Raw genomic sequence first — 23,875 nt, forward strand, 5'->3', positions numbered from 1 at the left:
GACTCCGGTGCGAGGGGGCACGGAGTCTACACCGCCCCGTGGGGTCAGGGGCAGCCCGACTCGAAGGCACCCTGGTCCGGCGCGGCACCGCAGAAGGGCAGGCCCAGCGACAGGCCTGATTCACGCGCGGCGGAGGCCGGGGTGAGGTGGTAGTCGTCCTTGCCCGTGTCCACGAAGCCGGGGGCGCGCTCCTGCGAGCGTTTGTCCAGGCCAGCGTTCGAGCGCCACCCCGCAAGCCCCATCGCGGCGTTGTCCAGACGGAACGTCACCGCGCTCCCGTTGAAGAAGTAGAGGTTGCCGTCCATCACCGCGCCGCTCCGGCCCGCCCCTCCGCGCGCGCCCAGGCCGCAGCCCGCGAAGATGTTGTTGCGCACGTCCAGACCCTGGCTCGCGCCCGTGGAGCCCTCGCCGAAGATGAGGCACGCGCCGCTCAGGTTCCACACGGTGTTGTGCTGCACCTTCACGTTCACGGAGGCGTCCACGCGGATGCCAGTGCCCTCCTCGCCCTCGGACGCCCCCAGTCCGTCGTGGATGAGGTTGCGGCGGATGATGACGCGGGTGGGAGGGGCGCCCTCGCGGTAGCCACCAATCTGGATGGCGCGCGCGTTGGCGTAGAGGACGTTGTCCTCCAACGTGACGTCCGTGGGGGACAGGTGCACGATGATGCCCTCGCCCGCGGCGGAGGACACACTGCGGTGGTTGTAGATGGTGTTGCCGCGCAGGGTGACGCGCGTGCACGTCTTGATGTCCACGCCGTTCTCGCGGTTGTCGTGCAGCCTGTTGCCTTCCACGAGCAGGTTGTCGAACGGCGTGCCGGGCAGCGTGGCGCCGCCCTCCGGTCCCAGGCACTGCACGCCGTCGCCGGAGTTGTGGTGGATGTCGTTGCCGCGCACCACCACGTTGCTCGCGGAGGTCTGCACCGCGACGCCGTGGCTGTCGTCGTCGCCCTTGTCGAAGTGGGAGATGTCGTTGTCCGCGATGAGGACGTCGTGGGCCTTCTCCGTCACGTAGACGCCCGCGCCCTCCGTGCCGTTCTTCACGATGCTCTTCTTCAGCACGCCGTGGTGCGCGCCCACGCCCCGCCACATCACCGCGAACGTGGCTTCACCGCCCACGTCCACCGTGAGCCCCTCCACGTTCCAGTACGCGCCGCTCACGTCCACCAGCGCCGTCTCACCGATGGAGCCACCCTTGAGGATGGCCGTGGCGCCGGGCGCGGACCGGAGCGTCAGCGGCTTCGCCGCCGTGCCCTGCTTCTCCTGGAGCTTCACGTGCTCACGCCACGTGCCCGACTGGAGGAACACCGCCTCGCCGGGCTTCACCAGCGACAGCGCGCGGGCCACCGTGCGCAGGGGCAGGCCTTCCGTGCCGGCCGCGGTGTCATTGCCGGTGGGAGACACCCAGAGCACGCGCGTGTACTGCGACTCCGCGGGCGGCGGAGTCGTCGGAGGCGGCGGGTCGGTGGGTGGAGGAGTCGTCGGGTCGGCGCTGCCACTGTCAGGGGCACCGGCATCGGCGCGGGTGCCTGCATCGGCGGTGGGTACTGGACGGTTGACGATGGGCGGCGTCGCCGTGCCCGGATTCCGTCCGATGGGCGCGGGTTCCACCTTGCCGGTACAGCCGACGAGGCCCGCCATCAACCCGGCGGAACAGACGATGGTCGTCAGGGGCAGGCGGAAGCGCATGCGGACTCCTCGTGGGGTTCACGGCGCGGGAGGGCGCTCGCGGGGTCGGCCGGCAACGGCAACAGTCACGGCGCGCATTCCCCTGACTGCAGGGCGCACCGGTCGCCTGGCTGCTGTGCCGTCAGGCAGGGAGCATGAATCCGCGCGGTTGGGCGCGGCGCCAGAGAACCGCGGATTTCCTCGTCACCAAGGGGCGACAAAATCAGCCTCCTCCCCGGAAATGGCTACTGAACAGAAGTACCAATACGGGGTGTCTGAAAGACTCGAGCCGCGCCCGGCGGGATGACTCCTCCCAGCACGGACACGGCTCGAAAGACAACGGATGAACCCGGTCAGAGCGCGGTGCGAGACGGGGCGCCGCCGAGCAGCCCATCCAGTTCGCCACGCTCCTCCAGCGCATACAGGTCATCGCAGCCACCGACGTGGCGACCCGCGATGAAGATTTGCGGCACGGTGTGACGGCCGCAACGCTCCTTCATCTCCTCGTGCCGCGCTTCGTCCGCGGCGACATTCACCTTCTGGAACTCGCAGCCCTTCTCGTTGAGCAGGTCCATGGCCTGGCGCGAATAGGGGCAGGTGGGCTTCATGTAGACGACGACGTCGGGCATTCACGACCTCCTGCGTCGAAGGATGTGGACGCCCTACTGCCTCCGCTACCCGACGAAAAGACGTCCGCTCCCCTGCCCGCCTGCTTCTATGGAACGCCAGACGCGGGGACGCCCGCCGGCAGTCTCGCGGAGGCCTCTTGCCCTGGGCTCGCAGGTCCCACGCGTACAGCACGTCTCACTGAAGCGCGAAAGGAACGCGCGCAGCATCACCGTGCCTCGCATGACATCCACCGCTTCCAGCCAGGGGCGGAACCCACCCCGGAGTTCTGTTCTGGAGGACCCCGCCCAGGACCATCACAAACGCCCTGCGGGCCGGCCCCCTTCCAGGCGAAACCCTTGTCACACCAGGAATCCGTCTTGTTTGGAGTCCTACAGGATTGAAGGGGATTGGGGCCTTTTGCCAGATAGGGGGCATGTCTTCCCGACGCCCCGAAATCCTCGCCCCTGCTGGTGACCTGGAGTCGTTGCGTGCCGCCCTCTGTCAGGTCGCGTGAATTCCAATGTGGAGCACGTCCCGCTCAGGCGCCTCGCTCCGGAGCCACCATGTACGCAGGATGGCGCCCAGCACCGTCAGCACGACCATCATGATGACCCCAGGTATCGAAGGCGCCATGCTCAAGACCTCAGGCGGCGAGGGGAACGGTTGCCCGTTGACGAGCATGACTTCACAACCGCGGCTCTCTTCGATGCTCGCGAGGAGGGACATCCCGAATAGGACCGGCACGGCAAGGACTGTCGTGATGCCGCCCCAGCCCAGCAGGTCACCCAGGCGCTGGGCAAGACCGATGCGCCCCTGCTGAGCCCCCATTCCCGTCCCGATTCGGGGACTGCGCTCCAGCCAGCGCACCAGCGGAATCACGACCCACGGAGCGATGAGGAGGCTCAGCACGAAGAAGGCGTCGGTGCCCTCCAGCGAAGACAGGCCGGGTGGACCGAAGGCCCTGGAGCTGTCCCTCCAAAACTCTCCAACGAGGAGAACGCCGAGCAGCACCGCCCCGATGCAGAGCACCTTTATGCAGACCCGTCCCAGGCGCTCCTGGAAGCCCTGGAAGGAACTCGGGGGTGAAGCCGGCGCGAAGCCAAGAACATCACGACCGTCGCGAGCGCCCCGCCGCAACCAGAGCAGCATCGAAACTCCCACCACCAGCGCGAGCAAAAGCGCCATCGGGAGGACGCCTTCCTGCTGCCAAAACGGGGTCGGGTGCACGAGCGTGAACTGCATGGGTGTATCCTCCCTCCCACGCAGTCTACGCCGTTCAGGCCGCGCGTGCCGGAGAGGACTCGGCGGTGGGGGTCGGGAGGTTCACCGGCTCACCATCCGAGCCCAGCACCACCGGGGCGATGCCCAGCTTGCGCTCCACGAACGTGTGCCCCAGGTAGATGAGCGGCGTCAGCCCCAGCGCCACCAGCAGCTTCGCCGCGTACGACGTGTAGATGATCCGCACGATGGCGTCATGGGGCAGCACGCCCGTCCACGCGATGTACTGCACCACCGTCGTGTCGATGAGCTGCGACACCACCGTGGAGCCCGTGGCGCGCAGCCACAGCATCCGGTTGTTCGTCGTGCGCTTGAGCAGGTTGAACATCCCGATGTCCGCGAACTGGCCCACCAGGTACGCCACCATCGACGCCATCAGGATTCGCTGCGAGCCGGCGAAGACGTTGTTGAACGACCCCGCCACCGTCCCGCCGTAGCCCTTGGCCAGCGTCATGGGCGCCCACTCCACCCGCACCGCCACGGCGATGACCGCGAAGGTGAAGATGGCCATGAAGAAGCCCACCCACGTGATGAAGCGCGCGGCCTTCTTGCCGTAGAACTCGTTGAGGATGTCCGTGAGCAGGAACGTCACCGGGAACGTCAGCATCCCCGCCGACAGCACCACCGGCATCGAGCCCAGGTGCACTTCAAACAGCTTCACTCCGATGATGTCGCCCACCACCAGCGAGGTGATGAACACCCCCGCGAGCACCATGAAGAGCTGAATCCGCCTGTCCAGGTTCATCCGACGAGTCCTTCGTGCGCCAACGCCACGCCCAGGGGGCCGCCCCTGGAACTCCCTGGAGCTAAGCACACCCTACCGGGGGCGTCGCCTGGCCGCCCACCCCCGGGGCGGGCGCCGCTCCCTACTCAGGCAGGTAGTACAGCGTCCCCGGCCCTGGCGCGGCTTCCACCGCGTCCGGACTCCCCTCCCCCTGCGGTACGAGGCGCGGCCGGTACACGCCCAGCACTGTCTGCTCGGTGGTCGTCGGGTTGTCGTAGCGGTGCATCCGGTCGCGCGGCACGTGGAAGGCCATGCCCCGGGACACCGGCTGGCCCTGGAGCAACAACCCCGCGCCCAGCACCAGCTCACACCCTTCGGTGTGCCCGTCCGTGCGCGCGGGGATGCGGCCTCCCGAGTCCACCCGCAGCCGGTAGATGCCGTACGTCGCGCCCTCGTGGATGACGTCCACCCGGCCAAAGGGCTTCTCCTCCGTGCGGTAGAGCATCTCCTCCGCCGTGCGGTGCACCTGGAGCGAGGGGATGGCCCACCCGCCCAGCGCCTCCGGCTTCGTCACGCGCACCGTGGCCGCCCGCACCCGCGCGTGCGGCGCGGCGTCCGTGGGCGGCGCCAGGATGTACCGGCACACCGCCTCCGCCGCGGACTCCAGCAGTTCGAAGCGGCAGGCATCCAGGAGGAATCTCAACTCTCCCGCCAGCCGCCCGTAGTGCACCGTGTTCGCCAGCTTCCCGCCCACCGCCGCCTGCCTCGCGTCCAGGAAGAGCGCCACGTCCAGGCGCAGCGGCTGTGGCGTCACGCGCTCGCGGTTGTAGAGGCCCACGATGCAGTCCACCGTGAGCCCGCGCAGTTGCATCACGTCCAGCGGACGGCCTTGCGCGTCGGTGACGAGGGGGTGGATCAACGCGGGCTCGTCACTCACAGCTGGGCGCTCCTTCCACCGTCCAGGGCGATGATCTGTCCGGTGAGGTACGGCGCCTCGCGCGCCAGGAAGAGGACCGTGCGCGCGACATCCTCCACGCTGCCCTCACGGCCCATGGGGACGCGTTGGAGTTCGGCTTGTCGCGCTGCTTCGTCGAAGTGCTCGGGGAAGGCCACCACGCCCGGGGAGATGGCGTTGACGCGCACGTGCGGCGCCAGCTCCACCGCCAGCGCGCGCGTCAGCATCACCAGCCCCGCCTTGCTCACCGAATAGTGCGCGTAGTGGTTCACCGCCCGCTCGCCGCCGATGTCGGTGAGGTGCACCACCACGGGGTCCTTCCCCGCGCGCAGCGACGGCAACAGCGCCTGCGTCAGGAAGAAGGGCGCGTCCACGTTCACGCCGAGCATCTTGCGGTACCGTGCCCGGGTGATGGCCGCGAAGTCCACGCGCTCGTACAGGCCCGCGTTGTGGACGACCACGTCCAGCGCGGGATGCGCCCCCGCCACCTTCGCGCCCAGCGCGTCCACCGCCTCCGGGTCGGAGAGGTCGGCGCTGTAGAGCGTGACGTCGCGGCCCAGCGCCCTCAGCTCGTCCGCCAGCGACTCCAGCGAGCCCGCGGAGCGGTTCGCGTGGAGCGCCAGGTCATAGCCGGCACGGCCCAGTGCGCGGGCCACCGCGCTTCCGACGCGCACGCCCGCGCCCGTGATGAATGCGGTCCCCATATGCGGGCCCTGCCTAACAGGCCCGCTTGCGAAAGGCACCCGGCGCCTTCGGCTACAAAACACCGCGGGGCGACACCCGGAGACCCCCTCTCCAGGTACCGCCCCGCGTGTCCCCTGCCTGCTGCGTTCGTCCCGTCCTGCCATCAGAAAGCTTCGACTACGGGTAGTAGGCCGAGGCCTGCACGGTCACCCAGCGGCGCCCGGCGTACGGCACCCAGACCCACTCCGTCACGGCCTGGTAGTTGGCCGGGATGAGGCGCTGGTCGTAGTAGCCCGGCGTGCAGCGCACCTGGCGACCGCGGCGGCCACGGGACACGCACTGCTCCGGCACCCAGACCTGCTCGTAGCGCGCCGGCACCCAGCGCTCCACCGTCTGCAGCTCGTAGCGGCCCCGCGAGTCCACCGGGCGCGGCATCGGGCGGGCATCGCAGTTCGGGCCGCGGCACCCCATGAAGCGGCGCGTGCGCGCGTCGTCATCGTCGTAGCGGAACGCCTGGCCCTGAGGAGCCTCCCAACCGCCCCGGCTCTGGTGTCCCCACTTCGCATCCGCCCGGGTCTGGCCGCGCCAGTCTTCCGCGAAGGCAGTGGAGGAACCGAGCAGCAGTGCACCGAAGGCCAGGGTCGAGAGCGCAGTCTTGAAAGCCATGTCTTCCATCCTCCGTTGTGTTGCTTGTCCTGACTGACGCAGGCCCCGCCGAAACATTCAAAGTCGGTCGGGTCCTTCGCCCCCCCAGGTGACGGAAGGCGGTGGATGTGGGTACACCTCATCCCATGTTCCACCGCGATGGCCCCACCTTCCGGGAGCTGACCCGGCAGGCCCTCACCTCCGTCGAGCAGGGCTATGACCTGCTCGCCCCCAAGTTCGAGCACACCCCGTTCCGCACGCCGGATGCGGTGCTCAAGGCCTCGCTCGCGCAGGTGGGCCCGGAAAACAGCGTGGGCGACGCGCTGGACGTGTGCTGCGGCACCGGCGCCGCGATGCGCGTGCTGCGCCCGCTGTGTCGGGACCGCGTCGTCGGCTTCGACCTGAGCCAGGGGATGTTGGACGAGGCACGGCTGCTGCTGGGGGATGCGCCCGGGGACGCGAAGCTCGACTTCGTGCGGGGCGACGCGCTGGAGCTGCCCTTCACGGCGGAGTTCGACCTCGTCACCAGCTTCGGCGCCTTCGGGCACATCCTGGAAGAGGACGAGCCGCGCCTCGTGAAGGGCATCGCGCGAGCGCTGAAGCCGGGGGGACGGTTCGTCTTCGTCACCGGGCATCCGCCGTCCGCGCTCAACCCCGGCTACTGGGTGGCCAAGGGCTTCAACGCGGCCATGCGCGTGCGCAACGCCCTCTGGAAGCCGCCCTTCGTCATGTACTACCTGACGTTCCTCGTGCCCCGGGCCCGCGCCCTGCTGGAGGCCGAAGGGTTCACCGTCGAGGTGCGCGAGGGCGGCATGCCGAAGCCCTTCACCGGCCTCGTCACGGTGCACGCCACGAAGCGCTGAGCGCCACTCATGGCCCTGGCGCGGACACTTCCGACTCCGCGTACTCCACCGCGAGCAGCTCGTACTCCACCGGGCCGCGCGGACGCTCCACCAGGACGACCTCTCCGGCCTCCTTGCCCAGCAGCGCGCGCGCCAGCGGGGACTCCACGCTCAACCGCCCCGCCTTCACGTCCGCTTCGTCCGGCCCGACGATGCGATAGCGCAGGGGCTCGCCGTCCTCGTCCTCTAGCACCACCCACGCGCCGAAGAAGACGCGCCCCGCCTGCGAGGGATCCGGCTCCACCACCCGCACCTCCTCCAGGATGGCGGCGACCTCACGCGCCCGGCGCTCGCGTTCGCGCTTGCGCACGCCCGCCTCCAGCTCTGGCCAGTCCTGCGGGATGGGCCCCTGCGAGGCCAGCAGCTCCTCCTGGAGCGCGCGGTAGCCTTCCAGGGTGATGTATCGCCGCTCCCCCGACGCCGACCGGGGACGCATGGGGGTGAGCCCCTCGTCACCGCCCCCATCTTCCTTCGTGAACGCCTTCGACATGGGTCACGCCCTCCTGCCGGGAGATTTCTCAACGTTTCCCGGGATTTGCACGCCGGGCACGCCCCCCTGCCTGATTTCACTCCGGCGCAATTTTATTGCCGAGGCGGATTCTGCCAGACTGGGCGGCATGCACCTGCCGCGAGCCGTGCCCCGCTTCGAGCATCGCCTGGCCGTCCGTCTGCGCGGCATGCTGCCGGTGTACACGCGGGACGTGTCAGAGAGCGGCTTCTGCGCGGACATGCTCCAGCCGATGAAGGCGGGCGACGTGCTGGAGGGCGCGCTGCTCCTGGGGGACGAAGAGGTCCCCTTCCAGGGCGAGGTGATGTGGACGCGCCGCTCCGCCGGGGAGCGCGCGCGGGGACGTTACGGCGTGCGCTTCGTGAGCATCGACGGGGACTTCCAGCGGCGGCTGGTCGCGTACCGGCGCCTGCAGGGCAAGCGCCTGGTCCGCTGGTTCACCTGAGCGCGGCTCAGGTTCCGCTGGCGGGCGCCGGCTGGATGGGCGTCTCGGTGGGGGAACCGGGAGCTACCGGAGCCGCAGGCGCGGTGGGCGCGGCGGGGGACGTGGGCTCGTTCGGGATGCTGGGGGGAGCGACCACCGGAGCGCCTTCTGAGGCGGGGGCCTCACCGGAGGGCACCAGCTTGAGCTTGTAGTGGTGCACGCCCTTGGGCAGCACGACCTCCACCAGGGGGTTCTCGGCCAGCAGGGCCTGGTTGACCTTGAGGGACACCTCGCCGTTCGCGTCGCTGACGGCGTTGAGGCGGTTGCGGTACTCACCGCCGGACACCTTGGCGCCCTTCACCGGCTCGCCCGTCGCCGAGTCCGTCACGCGCAGGACCACGAGCTGATCCTCGGTGAGCTGCGTGCCGCTCGTCTGGACCAGGTCCTTGTAGCGCGGGCGCAGCGAGAGCGAGCACGCCGACAGCAGCGCGGTGGAGAGAAGGGCGACGGTCAGCAGGTTGCGGCGAAGGCTCATGGGGTCCATCCAGGCTGGGAAGCGGTACGTCAGAGGCGCGGCAGCATAGCCGCCAGCTACCAGACGCCAAGTCTCCGATGCGTCACGGCCCCGGCGTGCGGCACCTCCCCCCACGCCGCGTCGCGAAAATTCCCGGCGGGCAGGCGCGGCGGGCGCCCTTCCCCTCGGGGTCCGGAGGGGCCGTCAGCCCTTCCACCTGCCCGCTTCCAGCACCATCTCAAATCCTGTCCGGGCACCGTCCTTCCCCAGCCCGCACGGAGGCCAACGCCCCATGGATGAGACCTATACGGACGCCCCTGAGCGCCAGAGGCCCTCGCACCGCATGCCGCCGCCGCCGGACGAGACCCTGGCGTATGAGAGCTACCCGCCGAACACCCGGGTGATGCATGCGCACATTGATTGGAAGCACAACCGGTTCAAGGTGAGCGTGGTGACGATGGTGCTCATCAGCCTCGCCACCTTCTTCGCGCCGCTGGTGAACGGCATGCTGGCGGGCGCGTTCGGCGGCTTCCACGCGGGCAGGCCGCGACGTGCGCTGGGGGCCGCGCTCGTCACCGCGCTCGTGGTGCCCGGCGTGCTCTACACGCTCTTCTACGTCTTCGGCGTGGGCAGCGTGCGCATCTTCTCCGGGATGGGTTTCACGGCGTGGAGCATCCTGCACGCCATCGGGGTGTTCGTGGGCGCCATCTCCGGTGCCGCCAGCCGACCCATCTTCAGCGGCGAGGTCCCCATCATCACCGTCCCGCGCGTCAGCGGAGCTCCACTCCTAGCGCAAGGCGACGCCGCGCCCATCCTTCCGGAAGGCTCGCACGACTACTCCCGGGACCTGCCCACGACGCAAGTCGTCCCTCCCAGTGGACCTGTGCGCGGGGAGTGAGCAGCACGCTCCAATAGGCGACGCGCCCCAGGTACCACTCCACCTGGAGCGTCGCATCCGCTTCGTGCGTGAAGCCTGACGTCGTGCCCGAACGCCACGCGGGCACGTACGCGGCCTCCAACCGCAGCGCGCTGCCGCCCGGTCCGGGCAGGCCCGCGCGGTGGGACAAGGACAGGCGGGGGCCCACGGCCGGCGCGGACTGGAACTGGCTCCAGTCCATCGTGGCCCGAGCCCCCACGCCCACCGCGAGGAAGGTGTCGAAGCGCTCCGACGACGCCACCACGCCCAGCGCTTCCGCCTGCACCGAGACGCGGTAGGGCAACAGGCGTTCGGAGTCCGTGGACATCCCCGCCTCCGCGCCCCAGCCCAGTGAGTCCGAGACCGAGCGCCGTTGCTGGGGCAGCTCCGGAAGCAGCGTGCGGTAGCCCACCAGCGTCAGGCGCGAGCCGAGAATGCGAGGCACGCCCCAGCGCGGCTCCACCGAGAGTTCCCCGTCCAGGACGCGCAGCTCGCTGCTGGACTGGAAGCCGTGCAGGCGCGCGTCGCCCAGCGCTTCGTTCATCGCGGAGGTGCGCAGGCTCACCACGGGCCTTGCGTCTCCCATGTCCGGGAAATCCATGCCGGCGCTCACCACCGTGCGGGATGCGCCGGATTCGCGCAGGGCGCCCCGGGCCCAGGTGGCTTCGGCCTCCGTCTTGCGCTGACGGTCCCGGGCGAGGAACGCGCGCGGATCCACTTCCGCCAGCGGTCCATCGTTGAGCGCGCCCTGCGCCTCGGTGGCGGCGGCGAAGGCGGCCTCGGTGTGTTGCGCGCGCACCAGGGCCTTGAGCTCATCGGGCGTGGGCGGGCGCTTGGTGGCCGAAGCCAGGGCCTGCTGGAGCACCGCCGTGCGGTCCAGCACAGCGAGCTTCCGCTGAAGGGCGTCCTCGCGCTCGAAGAGGCGCTGCCGGTCGAGCGCGTTGTCGGAGGCCTTGCCGTCCTTCAGCTCGAGGGCGAGGAGACGCTCGCGGTCGATGGCCAGCGTCTCCGCTTCCGACTGATCCACCGCCGCGCGCTCCACCCGCACCGCGTGCGCGACGTAGGCATGCAGGGCATCCCGCACCTCCGCGCGCGATGCAGGACGGGAGGAGTCCAGCGCTGTCGTCACGGCCTGCGTCAGGTGTTCGTAGCCCTCACGGCGCACGTCGGGTTCGGCGGACTGGAGGATGCGGTGCACACCGCGCAGGGGCTCCAGGGCGTGGGACGGCAGCAGCGTGGCGAGCGTGGTGAGGATCCGCTCCTGTTCCGTGAGGGCACGCCGGGCCCGGTCGCCCGTGGATTCGAGCGCGTCCGGAAGGTGCTCCAGGAGCGACACCGCGCGTCCGTTCGCGTCCACCACTTCGGTCTTCGCCAGCGTGTCCAGCGTGGCGGTGGGCAGCACCCACAACGTGCCGGGGGCCCGCACGTAGCGGTCGTCCTCCAGCGCTCCGTTGAGGAGGAAGAGGAGCGCGGCGGCGCAGTTGTCGGTGAAGAAGTAGTAGCCCAGGTAGCCGCGCCGCTCGAGTTCCCAGGTGCGCTCCAGCATGCGCCGGGCTTCGCCTTGCGTGAGGTTCAACCGGAAGCGGCGGATGGTGCGCTGTTCCAGCTCCAGCGATTCATGGGAGATGTCGCCCAGGGTGCCGGTGAGGAAGACGGTGCTGAAGCCGCCCGTCATGCCCTTCATCAGGTAGCCCAGGCCCTTCGACTCCAGGCCGGTGAGGGCCACCAGTTGCACCACGCGCTCGAAGCCGGGGCCCTGCACCACGGCGCCCTCGCGCCATACCGGACGCAGGAGGATGTGGCCGAAGAGGGACTGGGGTTGCCGGCCCGTGGCCGCGACCAGCAGGACCTCCAGGTGGGAGAGCGCGTCCGCGTCCGCCCAGGTGTCGAAGGCCGGGCAGTCACCGCGCGCGGGCAGGTCGCCCAGGTGGGCTTCCGCGACGAACTCCGACAGGGCGCGCGCCTTGGACATCTCCTGGCAGCGCACCTGATCATCCACGGGCAGCGCGTCCGCGCGCAGGGACTCGGCGGGGATGAGCAGCTCTTCCGCGAAGGTGACAAGGTCCAGCGAGGCGCTGACCTGGCCTCGCGCGCGGCTGAAGGCTCCGGCATAGGTGATGCTCGCGGACTCCTTCCACGTGAGGGGGCGCTCGAAGGGGAGGAGCCACCCGTCCAGCCGGCGCCACTGCCGACGCCGGCTCCAGTTCTTCAAATCATCCCAGCGCTGCATCACAGCGTGCACCACGGCCCGGCGGCGCCACAGGTGTTCGGCCTCCGCCTCCGTGAGGCGCGACAAGCGCAGGGTGGCACGGCGCTCCGCCGTGGGGGCGTAGCGGTAGAGGTGGAACTGCTCGCGGTCCTCGGACCAGTCGGGGTGGTCCTTCGAACCGTCGCCCAGGCCCAGCGGCGCGGACTCTGGATGGAGCACGAGTTCCAGGCGCCCCCCGGGGGGACGGCGCATCGCGGGAGGCAGCGCGGCGAGGCCTGCTTCCACGTCGGAGATCAGCTCGCCATCCCGCGCCGCCGCGCCGTGCAGGATGATGCCCGTGGTGGCTTCCAGCGCGGCCACGCGGGACGCCAGCGAGAGGGCTTCAACGAGGCTCTTGTCCGGCTCCTCGTCCAGAGGCTTCGCCGCCTGCATCGCGGGGGACTCCGCGCTCGGAGACACCGCTGCGTCGTTCGCGCTCGACCCGGCGCTTGAGACGGATGGAGCCTGGGACGGGGTGCGAGTGCCCTCGTCCGCGCTGGGCGCATGGACCGGACCGGATGCGGTCGTCACCTCGGAAGGCGCCTCCGAGGCAGCCTGATCACGAGCCCAGGCTCCGACGGGCAGCACCAGCAGCGCGAGCAGCGCGAGCAGGCCCATCCGGATCCGGAAGCCGCGCGCAGGGAGCACCGATTGGCGGGGCCTCAACGCGTGACCTCGACCGACGGGGCCTCTCCTTCCTGCCGCAGGAGGAACGCCTGACGGTCCTCCTCGAGTCGCGGTTCAGTGCGCGCCAACTCTCCCACCCGCTCCAGCCACTCACGGGCCCGGTCCGGCGTCAGGGCCTTCGTCTCCGCCATCGCCAGCAGCTCCTTTCGGTGCGAGCGCAACAGCCGGCCAAAGACATCCAGGTTCTCACGGCGGATGCGCGCCGCCTGGGCCAGGTCCTCCACGGTCGGGCCCGCGCCCAGGGCCAGGTCTTCACGCAGTTGGTGCGTGCGCGCGCGCAGGTACACCTGGGCCGCGCGCCCCACCTCCTGCGGTGAGGGTTTGAACCCCTTGCGCCGCTCCGAGTGCTCGTGCACCTGCCAGATGACGACGCCCAGACCCAACACCGTCAGGGCCACCGCGGCGGTGCTCAGCAACTGGTTTCCCCGCTCGTTGCTGCTCTCGCTCCGCGAGCTGGAGTCTTCGCCCTGGTCCACCTGGCTCGACTTGCTGGTGTCCGAGTTGCTGTTCTCGCTCGACTCCGAGTGGCTGGCGTGGCCCTCGCGGGAGCTGCCCGAATCCGACTCGCTGGAGTTGCCCGAGTCCGAGTCGGTGGAATCGCTGGAGTCACTGGACCCCGAATGGCTGGAACCCTCTTCACTGGTGCCACTGGACTCGGACCGGCTCGAATCTCCGCCGCTGGAGTCCCCCGAGCCCGACTCGCTCGAATCACCGCTGGAGCCGGAGCGGCTCGAATCCCCCTGGCTGGAGTTGCCCGAGTCCGACTTGCTGGAATCCCCCTGGCTGGAGTTGCCCTGACTCGAGTTGCCCGAGTCCGACTTGCTCGAATCCCCCGCGCTGGAGTTGCCCGAGTCCGAAGCCCCCGCGGCCCTGAGGCCTCCGACGGGCGTGCGACAGCCCACCGCGAGCACCACCATCGACACCATCACCACGCGTTTCCACGAGTGCTCCATCCGCATCCATCCCCCTCGAAGGTCATCACCGCGTCCTGCGCGGCCCTTCCCTAGCCAACCGCATGCCGGCTCGGGACGGGTGCATTATCAACGGCTTGGAGGATGACCTCGCGCGTCAGGCGCGAAACGGATGTATCAGGGTGCGTCGCGGATTTCGCGCCCGTGCGCGTCAGGCAGGCCGGCGCTACGCGAGCCGTGCGTTCTCGGATTCACTCCGCGCACGTGCGGGCCGTTCCTCCACGAAGAGACGTCGCAGATAGGGATTGAGGAACCGTCCCTCCGGGTCCAGTTGCTCGCGCACGCGCTGGAAGTCATCCCAGCGCGGATACAGGTGTTTCAACGTCGCCGCCGTCTGCGTGTGCAGCTTGCCCCAGTGCGGCCGGCCCCCGTGGTTGCGGAAGATGGCCTCCGCGCCGGAGAAGTACGGCTCCAGGGGCATGCCCTGGTACTGGTGCACCGCGATGAAGGCCCGGTCCCCGCCGTGCGCCGGGCTCAGGAACACGTCGTCCCCGCGCACGAAGCGGTACTCCACCGGGAAGTGCACGGGCAGCTTCTCGCGCGTGATGTATTCGGACAGCTCGCGCAGGCAGTCCGGGCCCCGCTCCACCGGTACGCCATATTCCATCTCCTGGAAGCGCACGAGGCGCGGCGTGGCGAACAGCGCGTGGCTCTGCCCTGCCAGCACCCCCTCCGACGCCAGCTTCGCCGACAGCCGGCTCACCGGCGCGCACCACGCGGGGTTCATCCGGCACGCACGGCTCACCGCGCCGAAGACCGCGTTCTCCATCACCATCTCGTTGAGCCAGCGCCCCACGCCCACCCCGTGGGGGGCCTCGTCGGTGAGGTCCATCGCCTTCGTCATCACCCGGTCCGAGTGGGGGAACCAGAAGAACTCGTAGTGCCGGTGGCGAGCGCGCGCTTCATCCAGACCAGAGAGGCATTCCTCCAGCCCCAGGTTCCGCCGCGTCAGCCGCAGCCGGTACGCGGGCAGGAGCCGCAGCCGCACGCGCGTCACCACGCCCAGCGCCCCCAGCGACACGCGCGCCGCCTGGAGCAGCTCCGGCGCCGAGTCCTCCGAACCCGTCACCTCCTCACCGCTCGCGGTGACCAGCGTGATGGCCTTCGCCTGCGTGGAGAGGATGCCCAGCCCCACGCCCGTGCCGTGCGTGCCCGTGCCCAGCGCGCCCCCGAGCGACTGCTTGTTGATGTCGCCCAGGTTCTCCATCGCCAGGCCGTGCGACGCGAGCAGGGAGCCCAGCTCGCGCAGGTTCGTGCCGGCCCACACGGTGGCCTCGCGCGCGGCAGGCTCCACCGCTTCGACCCCGGAGAGGGCGCCGAGCGACACCATGGTCTCGTCCGTCGCGCACAGGGGCGGGAAGGAGTGGCCGCTGCCCACCACCCGCACGGTGCGGCCTCGTGCTCCCGCATCGCGGAGCGCGGCCTTCAGCGCGTCCACCGACGTGGGCTGGAGGAACTCCGACGGGTGAGCCACCACCGCGCCGGACCAGTTGCGCCACGTCTTCGTCTTCGCCGTCACGGACGCCATGCCCTCATCCCCAATCGCCTCGGTAGGTCGGGACTTCATCCACCACGCGGCCCTCGGAGATGAGCAGGAGCGTGCGGAAGTGTTCGCAGATTTCGCCTGCCTTCGCGTGGCGGAAGAACACGGGAGCGCCCAGCGGCAGGGGCACTGGCCCCGTGTACGCGATGGGCGTCTGCACCTCGCCCGCGCCTTCCAATGGCAACAGCTTCGCGCCCTCGGGCAGGTAGGGCACGGGCAGCTTGTCCGCGCCCGCCGCGCCGGACGCCACGTAGCCGCCGCCCTGAAGGGTGAAGAGGCCCGGGCCGGGACGGCGCGTGACGGGGATGGCGAAGGCCACCGCGGGCAGGTGGTGGAAGCCGCGATAGCCGTCGAAGAGCGCGGGGGAGTACAGGCCGCTGCCCGCGGTGAGCTCGGTGACGCTCGAGTCCTCGCGCGTGGTCTCCAGGCTGCCGGTGCCGCCGCCGTTCACGAAGCGCACCGGGAAGCCCGCATCCTTCAGCGCCGCCACCACCGCCTGCCTTCGCGTGCGCACCGGCCCCACGGAGGCCCGCTTGAGCGCGCGGATGGCCAGGTTCTTCGCCCGCGCGTGCGGCGCCGCGTCCGGCACGCCCGCGAGCTGCGCCTCGTAGCCCATGACGCCCGCGAGGAACACGTCGCCTTCCGCCGCGATGCTCCGCGCCACCGCCAGCGCGTCCTCGGGCGTGCGCACCGGGGAGCGGTGCACGCCAAAGCGCAGCCCCGGCAGGTCCACCGACAGGTCCACGTCCAGGCACAGGGGGACTCGCGTGCCCTGACGCCGAGCCGCCTTGGCCGCGAGCGCCACGTGCTCCTGGCAATCCACCATCAGCGTCACCGGTGATGGTGGCCGGCAAAGTTCCGCCAGGGCCTCCGGATCCACGATGGGGTAGCCCATGAGCAGGTCCGTAAAGCCGCGCTCGCGCAGCCGCACGGCCTCGTCGGCGCTGAAGCACATGAGGCCCTGGAAGCCGGGATGCCCGTCGAGCACCCGCCGCAGCAGCGCCACGCACCGCACCGACTTCGTGGCCAGACGCACCGGCCGGCCCCCCGCGCGCCGCACCAGCGCCGCCGCGTTCTCACCCAGCAGGTCCACATCCGCGAAGGCCAGCGGCAGCCGCCGCCCCTCCAGCGCCCGGGTGTAATAGGCATGGTCACGCGTCACGTCAGGACCTCCTCGGTGCGGACAGGCGGAGAGCGGCCATCATCGCCGCGCCACATCACGCCCTGGCGCGATATGGCACCGGATGCGTGGGGTGTCGGACACGAACCGGTGTTCCAGGAAGGGTCGTCGGAAAAGGGGCAGCGCGCCGGACATCCCTGGGGGAACGCCGGCGCGCGCACACACGGTTTCTTCGACTCCAGGTCGGCCCACCCCCCCGGAAGGGCACGGAGCGGCATCGTGCCCCCCGCCGAAAACCATTTCTATTGAGGAAATCACGCGAGTCCTAAACGACTCGGTGTGCCTGGAATGACTTCCCACCCGGACAGAAGGAAGGACTGTGGATTCCACTTCCGACCTCACAAGTCTTCCAATTGGCGCCAATGGATATACTAAGAAACCGTGATTGATTTGATTTCCGAGGACCAACGCCTCCTGCGTGAGTTGGAGGGCCTGCTCGGGGTGGTGGAACCCGGCTCCGAGGCCCTGCCCACGGTCCTCGTGGCCCTCCGGGACGCCCTGCGCGCGGAGCGGACGGCGGCCTACGGGGTGGACGCAGGTGCGGACCGCTACCACACCACCTTCGTCCACGGCGTGGGCTTCCCCGAACCGCCCCCGGTGCTGGCGGAGGTGTTCGACGCGTCGCTGCCGCCGGCGGGGAGCGGCTTTGGCTACTTCGACCCGGCGCGGCCGCCACCGGCCCAGCGCAACCAGCCGATGCGCTTCTCCGCGCTGGGGCTGACGGAGACGCTGCGGGCCCTGCCCCTGGCTGGCAACGGCACGCTGTGGGAGCGGCTGGGGTTGAGCGAAGCGGAGTGGGAGCGGGCCCGGACCCAGCTCGCCGCCTACGCCATGGGCCTGTACCAACGTCTGGGGTTGGAGCACATGGCCCAACTGCGGGTGCTGGTGTGCGAGGGCGAGACGCTGCTCGGCTGGGTGGGGGCCTTCCGCCCCGAGCCCTTCACGGAGCGGGAGCAGCAGATGCTCCAGATGCTGACGCCGGCCATCCAGCGGCGGATGGCCATGGACCGGAGGCTGCGGGAAGCGGGGCTCCTGGGTTCGGCGCTGGGGGCGGCGTTGGAGGTGCTGGGGCGGCCCGCGTGGGTCGTCACGTTCAGCGGCCGGGTGATGCACACCAACAAGGCAGGCCGGACCCGGTTGGACCAGGACGTCCAGGGCCTGACGGCGCAGGTGCGCGACTGCATCCGGAGCCCTCCGGGCACGGGGCCCCTCTTCTCCTCCGGGCCGCTGCGCACTGCGGGGCTGCCGGACCACTATCTGGTGCTGGATCCGGGCCCGCCGGCCATCGAGCCGAGCGCGAAGCTCCCGGTGCTGGCCCAGCGCTGGGGGCTCACCGCGCGCGAGGCGCAGGTGTTGGAGCACGTGGTGCAGGGGGAGACGAACAAGGCCATTGCCCTGCACCTGGGTTGCGCCGAGCGCACGGTGGAGGTGCACGTCACGCACCTGCTGAACAAGGCCCAGGTGGAGAGCCGCTCCGCGCTCATCTCGCGCTTCTTCCAGTCCTGACGCGAGGCCCCTCCGAGGCAGGTGGGGCGCCGCGCGGGGCATGCGTAGGATGAGGGGATGGACGAAGCGCTCCTCAAGAAGGCGTTGGCCCGCGCCGACGCGGCCGTGGCGAAGGGCCCGCATGCGACGCCCGCGGACGGGCGCCGCCGCACGCGGCACGTGGCGATGGGAGACCCGCAGGCGGACTTCGAGCGGGTGATGTCCATCCTGTCGCTGCACGGGTTGCTGGGCGAGGACGGGGGGCTGGGCCCGGACGTGTGCCTGGTGTCCGTGGGCGACCACTTCGACTGGGGCCCCGCGTCCGAGCGCGAGCGTGTGGCCCGAAGCGGCCTGCGATTGGTGGCGTGGCTCGCGTCGCATCCAGCGGACCAAGCCGTGCTGCTCTTGGGCAACCACGACCTGGGACGCGTGGGGGAGCTGGCGGACTTCACCGATGCGACCTTCCGCGAGGCGCAGGCGCAGGCGGATGGGCTCTACCGGGGGGACGACACGGACGCGGCGTCCGAACGGGACTTCATCGCGCGCTGGCCGGGACTGCCCACCGTGGAGCTGGTGGCGCGGGATTTCAGCGCCTGGAACGAGGAGCAGCGCGCGTGGGTGGAGCACCTGCTGCGGGCGCGGCGTTTCCGCGTGGCGCATGCGGCGGGGGCGGCGCTGCTGGTGTTGCACGCGGGCGTCACGCGCGAGGACCTGGAGGTGGTGGGGCTTGAGCGCGAGCGATGGGCCGATGCGCGCGCGGTGGCGGATGCGCTCAACGGCGTGATGGACCGGGCGGTGGCGGCGTGGACGGACGGGCCGCTGGTGCTGCCGCGATTGCACCACCCGGGCAACGCGGCGTCGGGCGAGGGAACGGGCATCTTCTACCAGCGACCCAGCCTCCAGGCGGAGGACGCGGAGCGCGTGCGCGGGACGCCCCGGCGGCGGTTCGATCCCCGGCGGCTGCCCCTCGGGTTGACCCAGGTGGTGGGCCACACGCGCGACAAGCGGGTCCGGGAGCTGGTGTCCCCGGGGCCGGTGCGGGACGGCGTGCTGCGCCATCTGGTGACGGAGGGGACGCGCGTGGAGTACGCGCACGGGCCTCCGCGGGACACGGGCCCGAGTGAAGCGGTGATGGTGTTCACCGATGGCGCCATGCGCGAGGGCAGGGCCGAGGACTTTGAGTTGTTCGACCTGGAGACGCGGCGCGCGGTGCCCCTGGCTTCTTGAGGCTGCTCGGCACCGCTTCAACATGGGCTTTGCGCCTGCGCGAGGCCTGGATCCGCACCGAGACGCCGGACCCAGGCCCAGCGCCCTTCGTCCGCGCGGGTCGACGCTCCAAACCGCGTGAACCCTTCGCGCGGTCCGGATTCACGGCACGCGCGAAGGGAGATGCCCTGGCCTGCTGACTACGGCGCCGCGCCAGGGGATGCGGCCGGAGTCTTGAGGCCGGCGAGCTTCTTCTCCAGCCCTTCGACCTGACGCGGCGACACCTGCGCGGCGGGCAGCGTCTTCGCGAAGGTGAGCGCCTCCTCCAGGGTCTTCGTCGCGGAGGCGGTGTCCTTGCGGGCCACGTAGATGTCCGCGCGGCCGGAGAGGACCGACAGCCGCCGCGCACCCTGCACACGCGCCAGAGCCCGGTCGTTCGCGGCGAGCGCGTCATCCAGCCGCCCCGACAGGCGGTACAGCGTCGCGAGCCGCGCGGGCGGGTTGTAGTCCTTCGGCAGGTCGCGCTCGCTCTGCTCCAACGCGGGGATGGCGCGCTGCGGCTGCTCCAGCGTCATCGCCGCGAGCATGCGATGCGAATCGAACACGGTGCGCGCCTCGGGGTTGGGCGCCTTCGCGGCCTCGCCCTCCAGGAACGCGAGCCACTCCTCCGCCACCTTCTTCGCGCCCGCGGTGTCCTGGTCCGCCTTGCGCGCCTCCACCAGCACCTCATACAGGCCGGAGCGGTCATCCGCCGTCATCGCGATGGCCGGCGGCGCGAGCACCTCACGCGCCTTCGCCTCCAGCGCGTGGCGAAGGTCGGCGTCCTCGGGCGTGCCCGCCGGAATGGCCAGCGCGCAGGAGAGGCCGTTGAGGACCCCATTGGCCAGGTTGAGCGAGCGCTGCACCTTCGGCAGCTCCGCCACGGCCTTCTGGGCACACGGCACGTACTGCTTCGCGCCGTATTGGGCCATCAACAGCGATTCCAGCGCGCGGCCCCGGCGGGACCAGTCGGCGGGGGCCTCCGCGAGCGCGAGCGACAGGGCCTCGGCGGCCTCGGCGGGCTTGCGCTCACCGTAGAGCGCGTCGCCCCGGGCGAGCAGTGCATCCGCGCCCGTGGCACCGCCCTTGTACGCGAGCTCGCCGTCCTCGAAGAGGCGCTCCAACTGGGGCACCGTGGCGCTGCCGGCGAAGCGCAGCAGGGCCTTCTCCTCGCGCGGATCGATGATGAAGAAGGTGGGCCAGAACTCCACCGGGTACTTCTCCTGGAACGTCGCGTTCTGGGTCAGGTCGGTGTTGAGCTCCAGCCACACGAAGCGGTCCGCGTGCTTCGCCAGGGCCTTGTCGGTGAAGACGTAGGCGCGCATGGAGCGGCAGGTGTGACACCACGGCGCCCACGTGTCGACGAACAGGGGCACGCCCTTCGCCTTCGCGTCGGTGAGCGCGCGGGCGTAGTCGTCCGGGATGAAGGGCAGCGGGCCTTGAGCGTGCGCGTCGGCCACGGGCGCGTTGGCGTGCGTGGCGGTGCAGGCGATGGACCCCGACAGAAGCAGGCAGACGAGGAGGGAGCGCATGCGGCGCACCCTACCAGCGCGGCGCGGCACCGTCGTGGATGTCCCCGGTGGACAGTGCGCGCACACATTGTCTGGGCACCGGCGCGCGTGCGTGCTGTCCTGCGCGGGCCCCTATGCCCATGAAGGACCCTCGCGCCCTGCGCACCGCCCTCGCGTCCGCCCTGGAGGCCCTGCCCGCCTCGGAGCTGTTTCCAGAAGGCACCGATGCCGACATGGCCCGCCGCCTGGCCGAACGCCTGCGCCGCGACCTGTTGCCCCGCCTGGGCTCCGGCACAGCGGACGTGCCCCTGCTCCTCGTGGCCATCGCCGGCCCCAACAACGTCGGCAAGTCCACGCTCTTCAACGCGCTAGCGAAGGCGTCCCTGTCCCCCGCGCGCCCCGAGGGCGGACTGACGAAGCAGTGTCTGGCCGCGGCGAATCCGGAGACATGGACGGGCGAGCTGAAGGACGTGCTCACGCAGCGCTACGACATCGTCCCGGTGGTGGAGGGCACGGTGGCGCCGGTGGATGCGCCCGGGCCCGCGGGCCGGCTGTACCTGGTGCTGTCGGACGCGGTGCCGCGCGGGCTGCTGGTGATGGATACGCCGGACTTCGACAGCGTGTACCGCGACAACCGCGAGCGGGCCGAAGCGCTGCTCGTCACGGTGGACGTGCTGGTGTTCGTGGTGAGCCGGCAGACGTACCAGAACGCGGCGTTGGTGGACTTCCTGCGCGCGGCCGTGGGCCACGGGCGGCCGTACCTGCTCGTCTACAACGAGGCCACCCGCGAGGACGTGGCCCGGGGCCACCTGGAGAAGCTGGCCCAGGACGTGGGCCACCCGCCGCTCGCGCGCTATCTGGCGCCGCACCAGTCGGACGTGGAGGCGGGACTGAAGCCCCTTTCCACCGAGCCGCTGGATGGACGGCCTCCGCTCGCCGCGCTGCTGGGACAGGCGGAGCATGCGCGCGAGTTGAAGGCCCGGGCGCTGGAGGCTTCGCTGTCGGATGCGCGCGCGGAGCTGGACGCGGTGGCCCAGGCGGCGACCCGCGCGGCGCGGGAGCCGGAGCGGCTGCGGCAACGGCTGCGGCACGACCTGCGGGGCATTGGCGCACAGGCCGCGTTGAAGGCGGTGCCCGCGGACGTGCTCGTGGATGCGTTCCGCGACGAACTGGACGCGCGCAGCACCTTCCACCGGATGGTGCGGCTGCCGTTCCGGGGACTGGCCACGGCGCTCACGTTCGTGACCCGCAAGGTGCGTGAGTCCTTCACCGGTCCCCGGCCCCACGAAGCGCTGCCCACGCAGGCGGTGGACGACTCGCTGAAGGACGGGCTGCGGCGGCTGGTGGACGCCTTCGCGCCGGAGGTCGCCGCGTGGCGCGGGGACGCGGAGACGAAGCAGAAGCTGGCGGAGTCCTTCGGGCCCGCGATGCTCGGCCGGCTGGATGCGCCGCTGGAGCTGGGCGCGTTGCACGCGCACGCGGCGGACCGGGCGACGCTGTATGACTTCTGTCGCGAGTTGGTGGGCCGCGAGCTGCAGGGCGGCATGCGCGAGGAGATGCTCCAGACGCTCACCACGCTGGTGTACTCGGTGCCGTCGGGGGCGGCGGCGGTGGTGACGGTGGCCACCGGCGGTTTGGGACATGACGCGGTGGTGTGGGCGGGGACGCTCCTTTCCACGCCGCTCCTGGAGCGCTTCGTGGACCTGCTGGGAGCCCAGGTGCGCGCGACGGTGACGCGCAAGTGGGCGGATGCCCATGGGGCCACGCTGGCGCAGGCGTTGGAGACGCGCTTCTTCACGGACCTGCTGTCCCACCTGGACGCCCAGGCCGACGGATGGCTGCGCACCGCGGCCACGCTGGAAGCGGCGCGGGCGGCGACGGAGTAGACGGCCGCTTCCGGACACCCTCCGGCCTTCCGGGCGGAGGGAAGACTTCGTGCTACGCCACCACCGATGCGTCATGCTGAGTCCGCCATGACCGGTTCGGGCCCGGAGGCGGGTTCCCCTCACATCCTGTCGTTCCGCCACCTGCTGACCGAGTCCGTCGGGGCATTCCTCGACGAGGCGGACATGACATGCCCGCTGACGGCGGATGCGCTCAGTGAGCTGCTGGTGACGCTGTCGCGCTACCGCGAAGAGGGCGCGCTGCTGTTCCCCACCGCGTTCCTGGGCGACGACCTGGGCGCGATGTTGGAGCTGCTGGGAGGGCACGACCCCATCCCCATCGGCTCGGGGCCGCGCAACCGCGCCACCATCCAGCGGGCCCTCAAGCAGTGCGCGCCGTTGGGCCAGGGACGCTGGTGGGCGCTGTACCTGCTGCGCGAGCCGGAGGGCCTCACCTACGGCATCTTCCGGACGGATCCGTTCCCGCTCGCGGAGACGCCGCTGGAGCGCCTGCGGCATGCGCAGGACCGGGGCGTGCGCGTAGTGGGCGTGTTGCAGCTCGCGGACAACATCATCGAGCTGCGCGCGGGCGGCGGACTGGTCCGGCACGTGTACCTGTCCGGTGCGCGCATCGACCTGGAGCCGCCCTCGGTGGTGCTCGACTCGCTGGCCAGCGCGGTGACCGAACAGGTCCTGCCCTCCAGCCGCGAGCACGCGAAAGGCTTCTTCCGGCGGGTGCTGTTCGAGGTCATGCAGTCCTCGCACGGCACGCTGGTGGCGGTGCTGCCCCGGGAGCGCGCGGGTTCGGCGCTCTTCGTGGACGGCATCCTGTTGCCCCGGCCCATGGACGTGGTGGCGCTGCTGGACCGGCACCACGCGACGCCGGATGGCAGCGCCGCGTCCGCGGTGCGGGCGAGCGCGCAGCTGTTGCGTGGCATGATGGCCACCGACGGCATCACCGTGCTGCGCGCGGACGGGTGCATCCTCGGGTACAACGTCTTCGTGCGTCACCCGGAGACGCTCGCCCGGCAACCGGCATTCTTCGGTGGCGCGCGGCGGCGGACCTTCGAGGTGCTCTGCGCGGCGCTGGGCGGGGAGCTGGCCGCGGCCTTCATCCGCTCGCAGGACGGCGATGTCGCGTGCCGCCGCGCGTGACCCGTTCGGCACCACAGTAATTTCCAGTTTTTCCTGCTGTGCAGGCTGAGTTTGATTTCGCTCCAGACGGACGTCGTCTGACGAGCGGAGGACCCTGGAGGTCGCATCCAAGGGCCGGGATGTGTGACGTGGGAAAGGAAGTTG

20 protein-coding genes are annotated in these 23,875 nt (G+C 70.7%); 6 read left to right on the forward strand and 14 right to left on the reverse strand.

Features of this window, described 5'->3' with window-relative positions:
• Positions 1-44 precede the first annotated feature (44 nt).
• The 7 genes from OV208_RS03075 to OV208_RS03105 all read right to left on the reverse strand — a co-directional run bounded on the left by OV208_RS03075 (position 45) and on the right by OV208_RS03105 (position 6,580).
• Positions 45-1,685, reverse strand: a complete 1,641-nt coding sequence (locus OV208_RS03075; protein ID WP_267572289.1) for a right-handed parallel beta-helix repeat-containing protein — start codon at positions 1,683-1,685, stop codon at positions 45-47.
• 332 nt (positions 1,686-2,017) lie between these two features.
• Positions 2,018-2,293, reverse strand: a complete 276-nt coding sequence (grxC, locus tag OV208_RS03080; RefSeq protein WP_267572290.1) for a glutaredoxin 3 — start codon at positions 2,291-2,293, stop codon at positions 2,018-2,020.
• A gap of 481 nt (positions 2,294-2,774) precedes the next feature.
• Complete coding sequence (locus OV208_RS03085; protein WP_267572291.1) at positions 2,775-3,515, reverse strand: hypothetical protein; 741 nt, start codon at positions 3,513-3,515, stop codon at positions 2,775-2,777.
• Between the two features lie 34 nt (positions 3,516-3,549).
• Positions 3,550-4,296 (reverse strand): queuosine precursor transporter, encoded by a 747-nt coding sequence (locus OV208_RS03090; protein ID WP_267572292.1) that lies wholly within the window; start codon positions 4,294-4,296, stop codon positions 3,550-3,552.
• A gap of 121 nt (positions 4,297-4,417) precedes the next feature.
• Positions 4,418-5,212, reverse strand: a complete 795-nt coding sequence (locus tag OV208_RS03095) for a dihydroneopterin aldolase (protein ID WP_420714954.1) — start codon at positions 5,210-5,212, stop codon at positions 4,418-4,420.
• Positions 5,209-5,934 (reverse strand): SDR family oxidoreductase, encoded by a 726-nt coding sequence (locus OV208_RS03100; protein WP_267572293.1) that lies wholly within the window; start codon positions 5,932-5,934, stop codon positions 5,209-5,211. Before OV208_RS03100 ends, OV208_RS03095 begins: the two co-directional genes overlap by 4 nt.
• Before the next feature lie 157 nt (positions 5,935-6,091).
• Positions 6,092-6,580 carry a hypothetical protein gene (locus OV208_RS03105; RefSeq protein ID WP_267572294.1) on the reverse strand — a complete coding sequence of 163 codons (489 nt, stop codon included), beginning with the start codon at positions 6,578-6,580 and terminating at the stop codon, positions 6,092-6,094.
• A gap of 125 nt (positions 6,581-6,705) precedes the next feature.
• On the opposite strand from OV208_RS03105, the gene OV208_RS03110 reads away from it, so the two are divergent.
• Positions 6,706-7,422, forward strand: a complete 717-nt coding sequence (locus OV208_RS03110) for a class I SAM-dependent methyltransferase (RefSeq protein ID WP_267572295.1) — start codon at positions 6,706-6,708, stop codon at positions 7,420-7,422.
• A gap of 7 nt (positions 7,423-7,429) precedes the next feature.
• On the opposite strand, the gene OV208_RS03115 is transcribed toward OV208_RS03110, so the two are convergent.
• Positions 7,430-7,951, reverse strand: coding sequence for a GreA/GreB family elongation factor (locus OV208_RS03115; RefSeq protein WP_267572296.1), 522 nt, complete (start codon positions 7,949-7,951; stop codon positions 7,430-7,432).
• A 127-nt stretch (positions 7,952-8,078) separates the two neighbouring features.
• Here OV208_RS03115 and OV208_RS03120 point away from each other — a divergent pair, with 127 nt between their 5' ends.
• On the forward strand, positions 8,079-8,414 hold the full coding sequence (locus tag OV208_RS03120; protein WP_267572297.1) for a PilZ domain-containing protein: 336 nt from the start codon (positions 8,079-8,081) through the stop codon (positions 8,412-8,414).
• 7 nt (positions 8,415-8,421) lie between these two features.
• Here OV208_RS03120 and OV208_RS03125 read toward each other — a convergent pair whose 3' ends face one another.
• The 5 genes from OV208_RS03125 to OV208_RS03145 form a co-directional block, all read right to left on the reverse strand.
• Complete coding sequence (locus OV208_RS03125; RefSeq protein ID WP_267572298.1) at positions 8,422-8,928, reverse strand: hypothetical protein; 507 nt, start codon at positions 8,926-8,928, stop codon at positions 8,422-8,424.
• Between the two features lie 749 nt (positions 8,929-9,677).
• Positions 9,678-12,719, reverse strand: a complete 3,042-nt coding sequence (locus tag OV208_RS03130) for a DUF4105 domain-containing protein (protein WP_267572299.1) — start codon at positions 12,717-12,719, stop codon at positions 9,678-9,680.
• A 14-nt stretch (positions 12,720-12,733) separates the two neighbouring features.
• Positions 12,734-13,711 carry a hypothetical protein gene (locus tag OV208_RS03135; RefSeq protein ID WP_267572300.1) on the reverse strand — a complete coding sequence of 326 codons (978 nt, stop codon included), beginning with the start codon at positions 13,709-13,711 and terminating at the stop codon, positions 12,734-12,736.
• A gap of 184 nt (positions 13,712-13,895) precedes the next feature.
• Positions 13,896-15,257: a D-arabinono-1,4-lactone oxidase gene (locus OV208_RS03140; protein WP_267572301.1), complete on the reverse strand. Its 1,362-nt coding sequence runs from the start codon at positions 15,255-15,257 to the stop codon at positions 13,896-13,898.
• Between the two features lie 4 nt (positions 15,258-15,261).
• The gene (locus tag OV208_RS03145; protein WP_267572302.1) at positions 15,262-16,434 is read right to left on the reverse strand and encodes an amino acid deaminase/aldolase; all 1,173 of its coding nucleotides are present in this window, start codon (positions 16,432-16,434) and stop codon (positions 15,262-15,264) included.
• Between the two features lie 399 nt (positions 16,435-16,833).
• On the opposite strand from OV208_RS03145, the gene OV208_RS03150 reads away from it, so the two are divergent.
• Complete coding sequence (locus OV208_RS03150) at positions 16,834-17,958, forward strand: helix-turn-helix transcriptional regulator (protein ID WP_267572303.1); 1,125 nt, start codon at positions 16,834-16,836, stop codon at positions 17,956-17,958.
• A gap of 57 nt (positions 17,959-18,015) precedes the next feature.
• The gene (locus tag OV208_RS03155) at positions 18,016-19,164 is read left to right on the forward strand and encodes a metallophosphoesterase (RefSeq protein ID WP_267572304.1); all 1,149 of its coding nucleotides are present in this window, start codon (positions 18,016-18,018) and stop codon (positions 19,162-19,164) included.
• A gap of 179 nt (positions 19,165-19,343) precedes the next feature.
• On the opposite strand, the gene OV208_RS03160 is transcribed toward OV208_RS03155, so the two are convergent.
• Entirely contained in the window at positions 19,344-20,714 is a 1,371-nt protein-coding gene (locus OV208_RS03160) for a thioredoxin family protein (RefSeq protein WP_267572305.1), read from the reverse strand.
• 119 nt (positions 20,715-20,833) lie between these two features.
• On the opposite strand from OV208_RS03160, the gene OV208_RS03165 reads away from it, so the two are divergent.
• Both OV208_RS03165 and OV208_RS03170 read left to right on the forward strand, forming a co-directional pair.
• A complete protein-coding gene (locus tag OV208_RS03165) occupies positions 20,834-22,579 on the forward strand; it encodes a GTPase (RefSeq protein ID WP_267572306.1) in 1,746 nt (581 codons plus the stop codon).
• An 87-nt stretch (positions 22,580-22,666) separates the two neighbouring features.
• Positions 22,667-23,731, forward strand: a complete 1,065-nt coding sequence (locus tag OV208_RS03170; RefSeq protein ID WP_267572307.1) for a hypothetical protein — start codon at positions 22,667-22,669, stop codon at positions 23,729-23,731.
• The last annotated feature ends 144 nt before the right edge of the window (positions 23,732-23,875 follow it).

The sequence above is a fragment of the Corallococcus sp. bb12-1 genome (assembly GCF_026626765.1).
In the GTDB taxonomy this organism is placed as follows: Bacteria; Myxococcota; Myxococcia; order Myxococcales; family Myxococcaceae; genus Corallococcus; species Corallococcus terminator.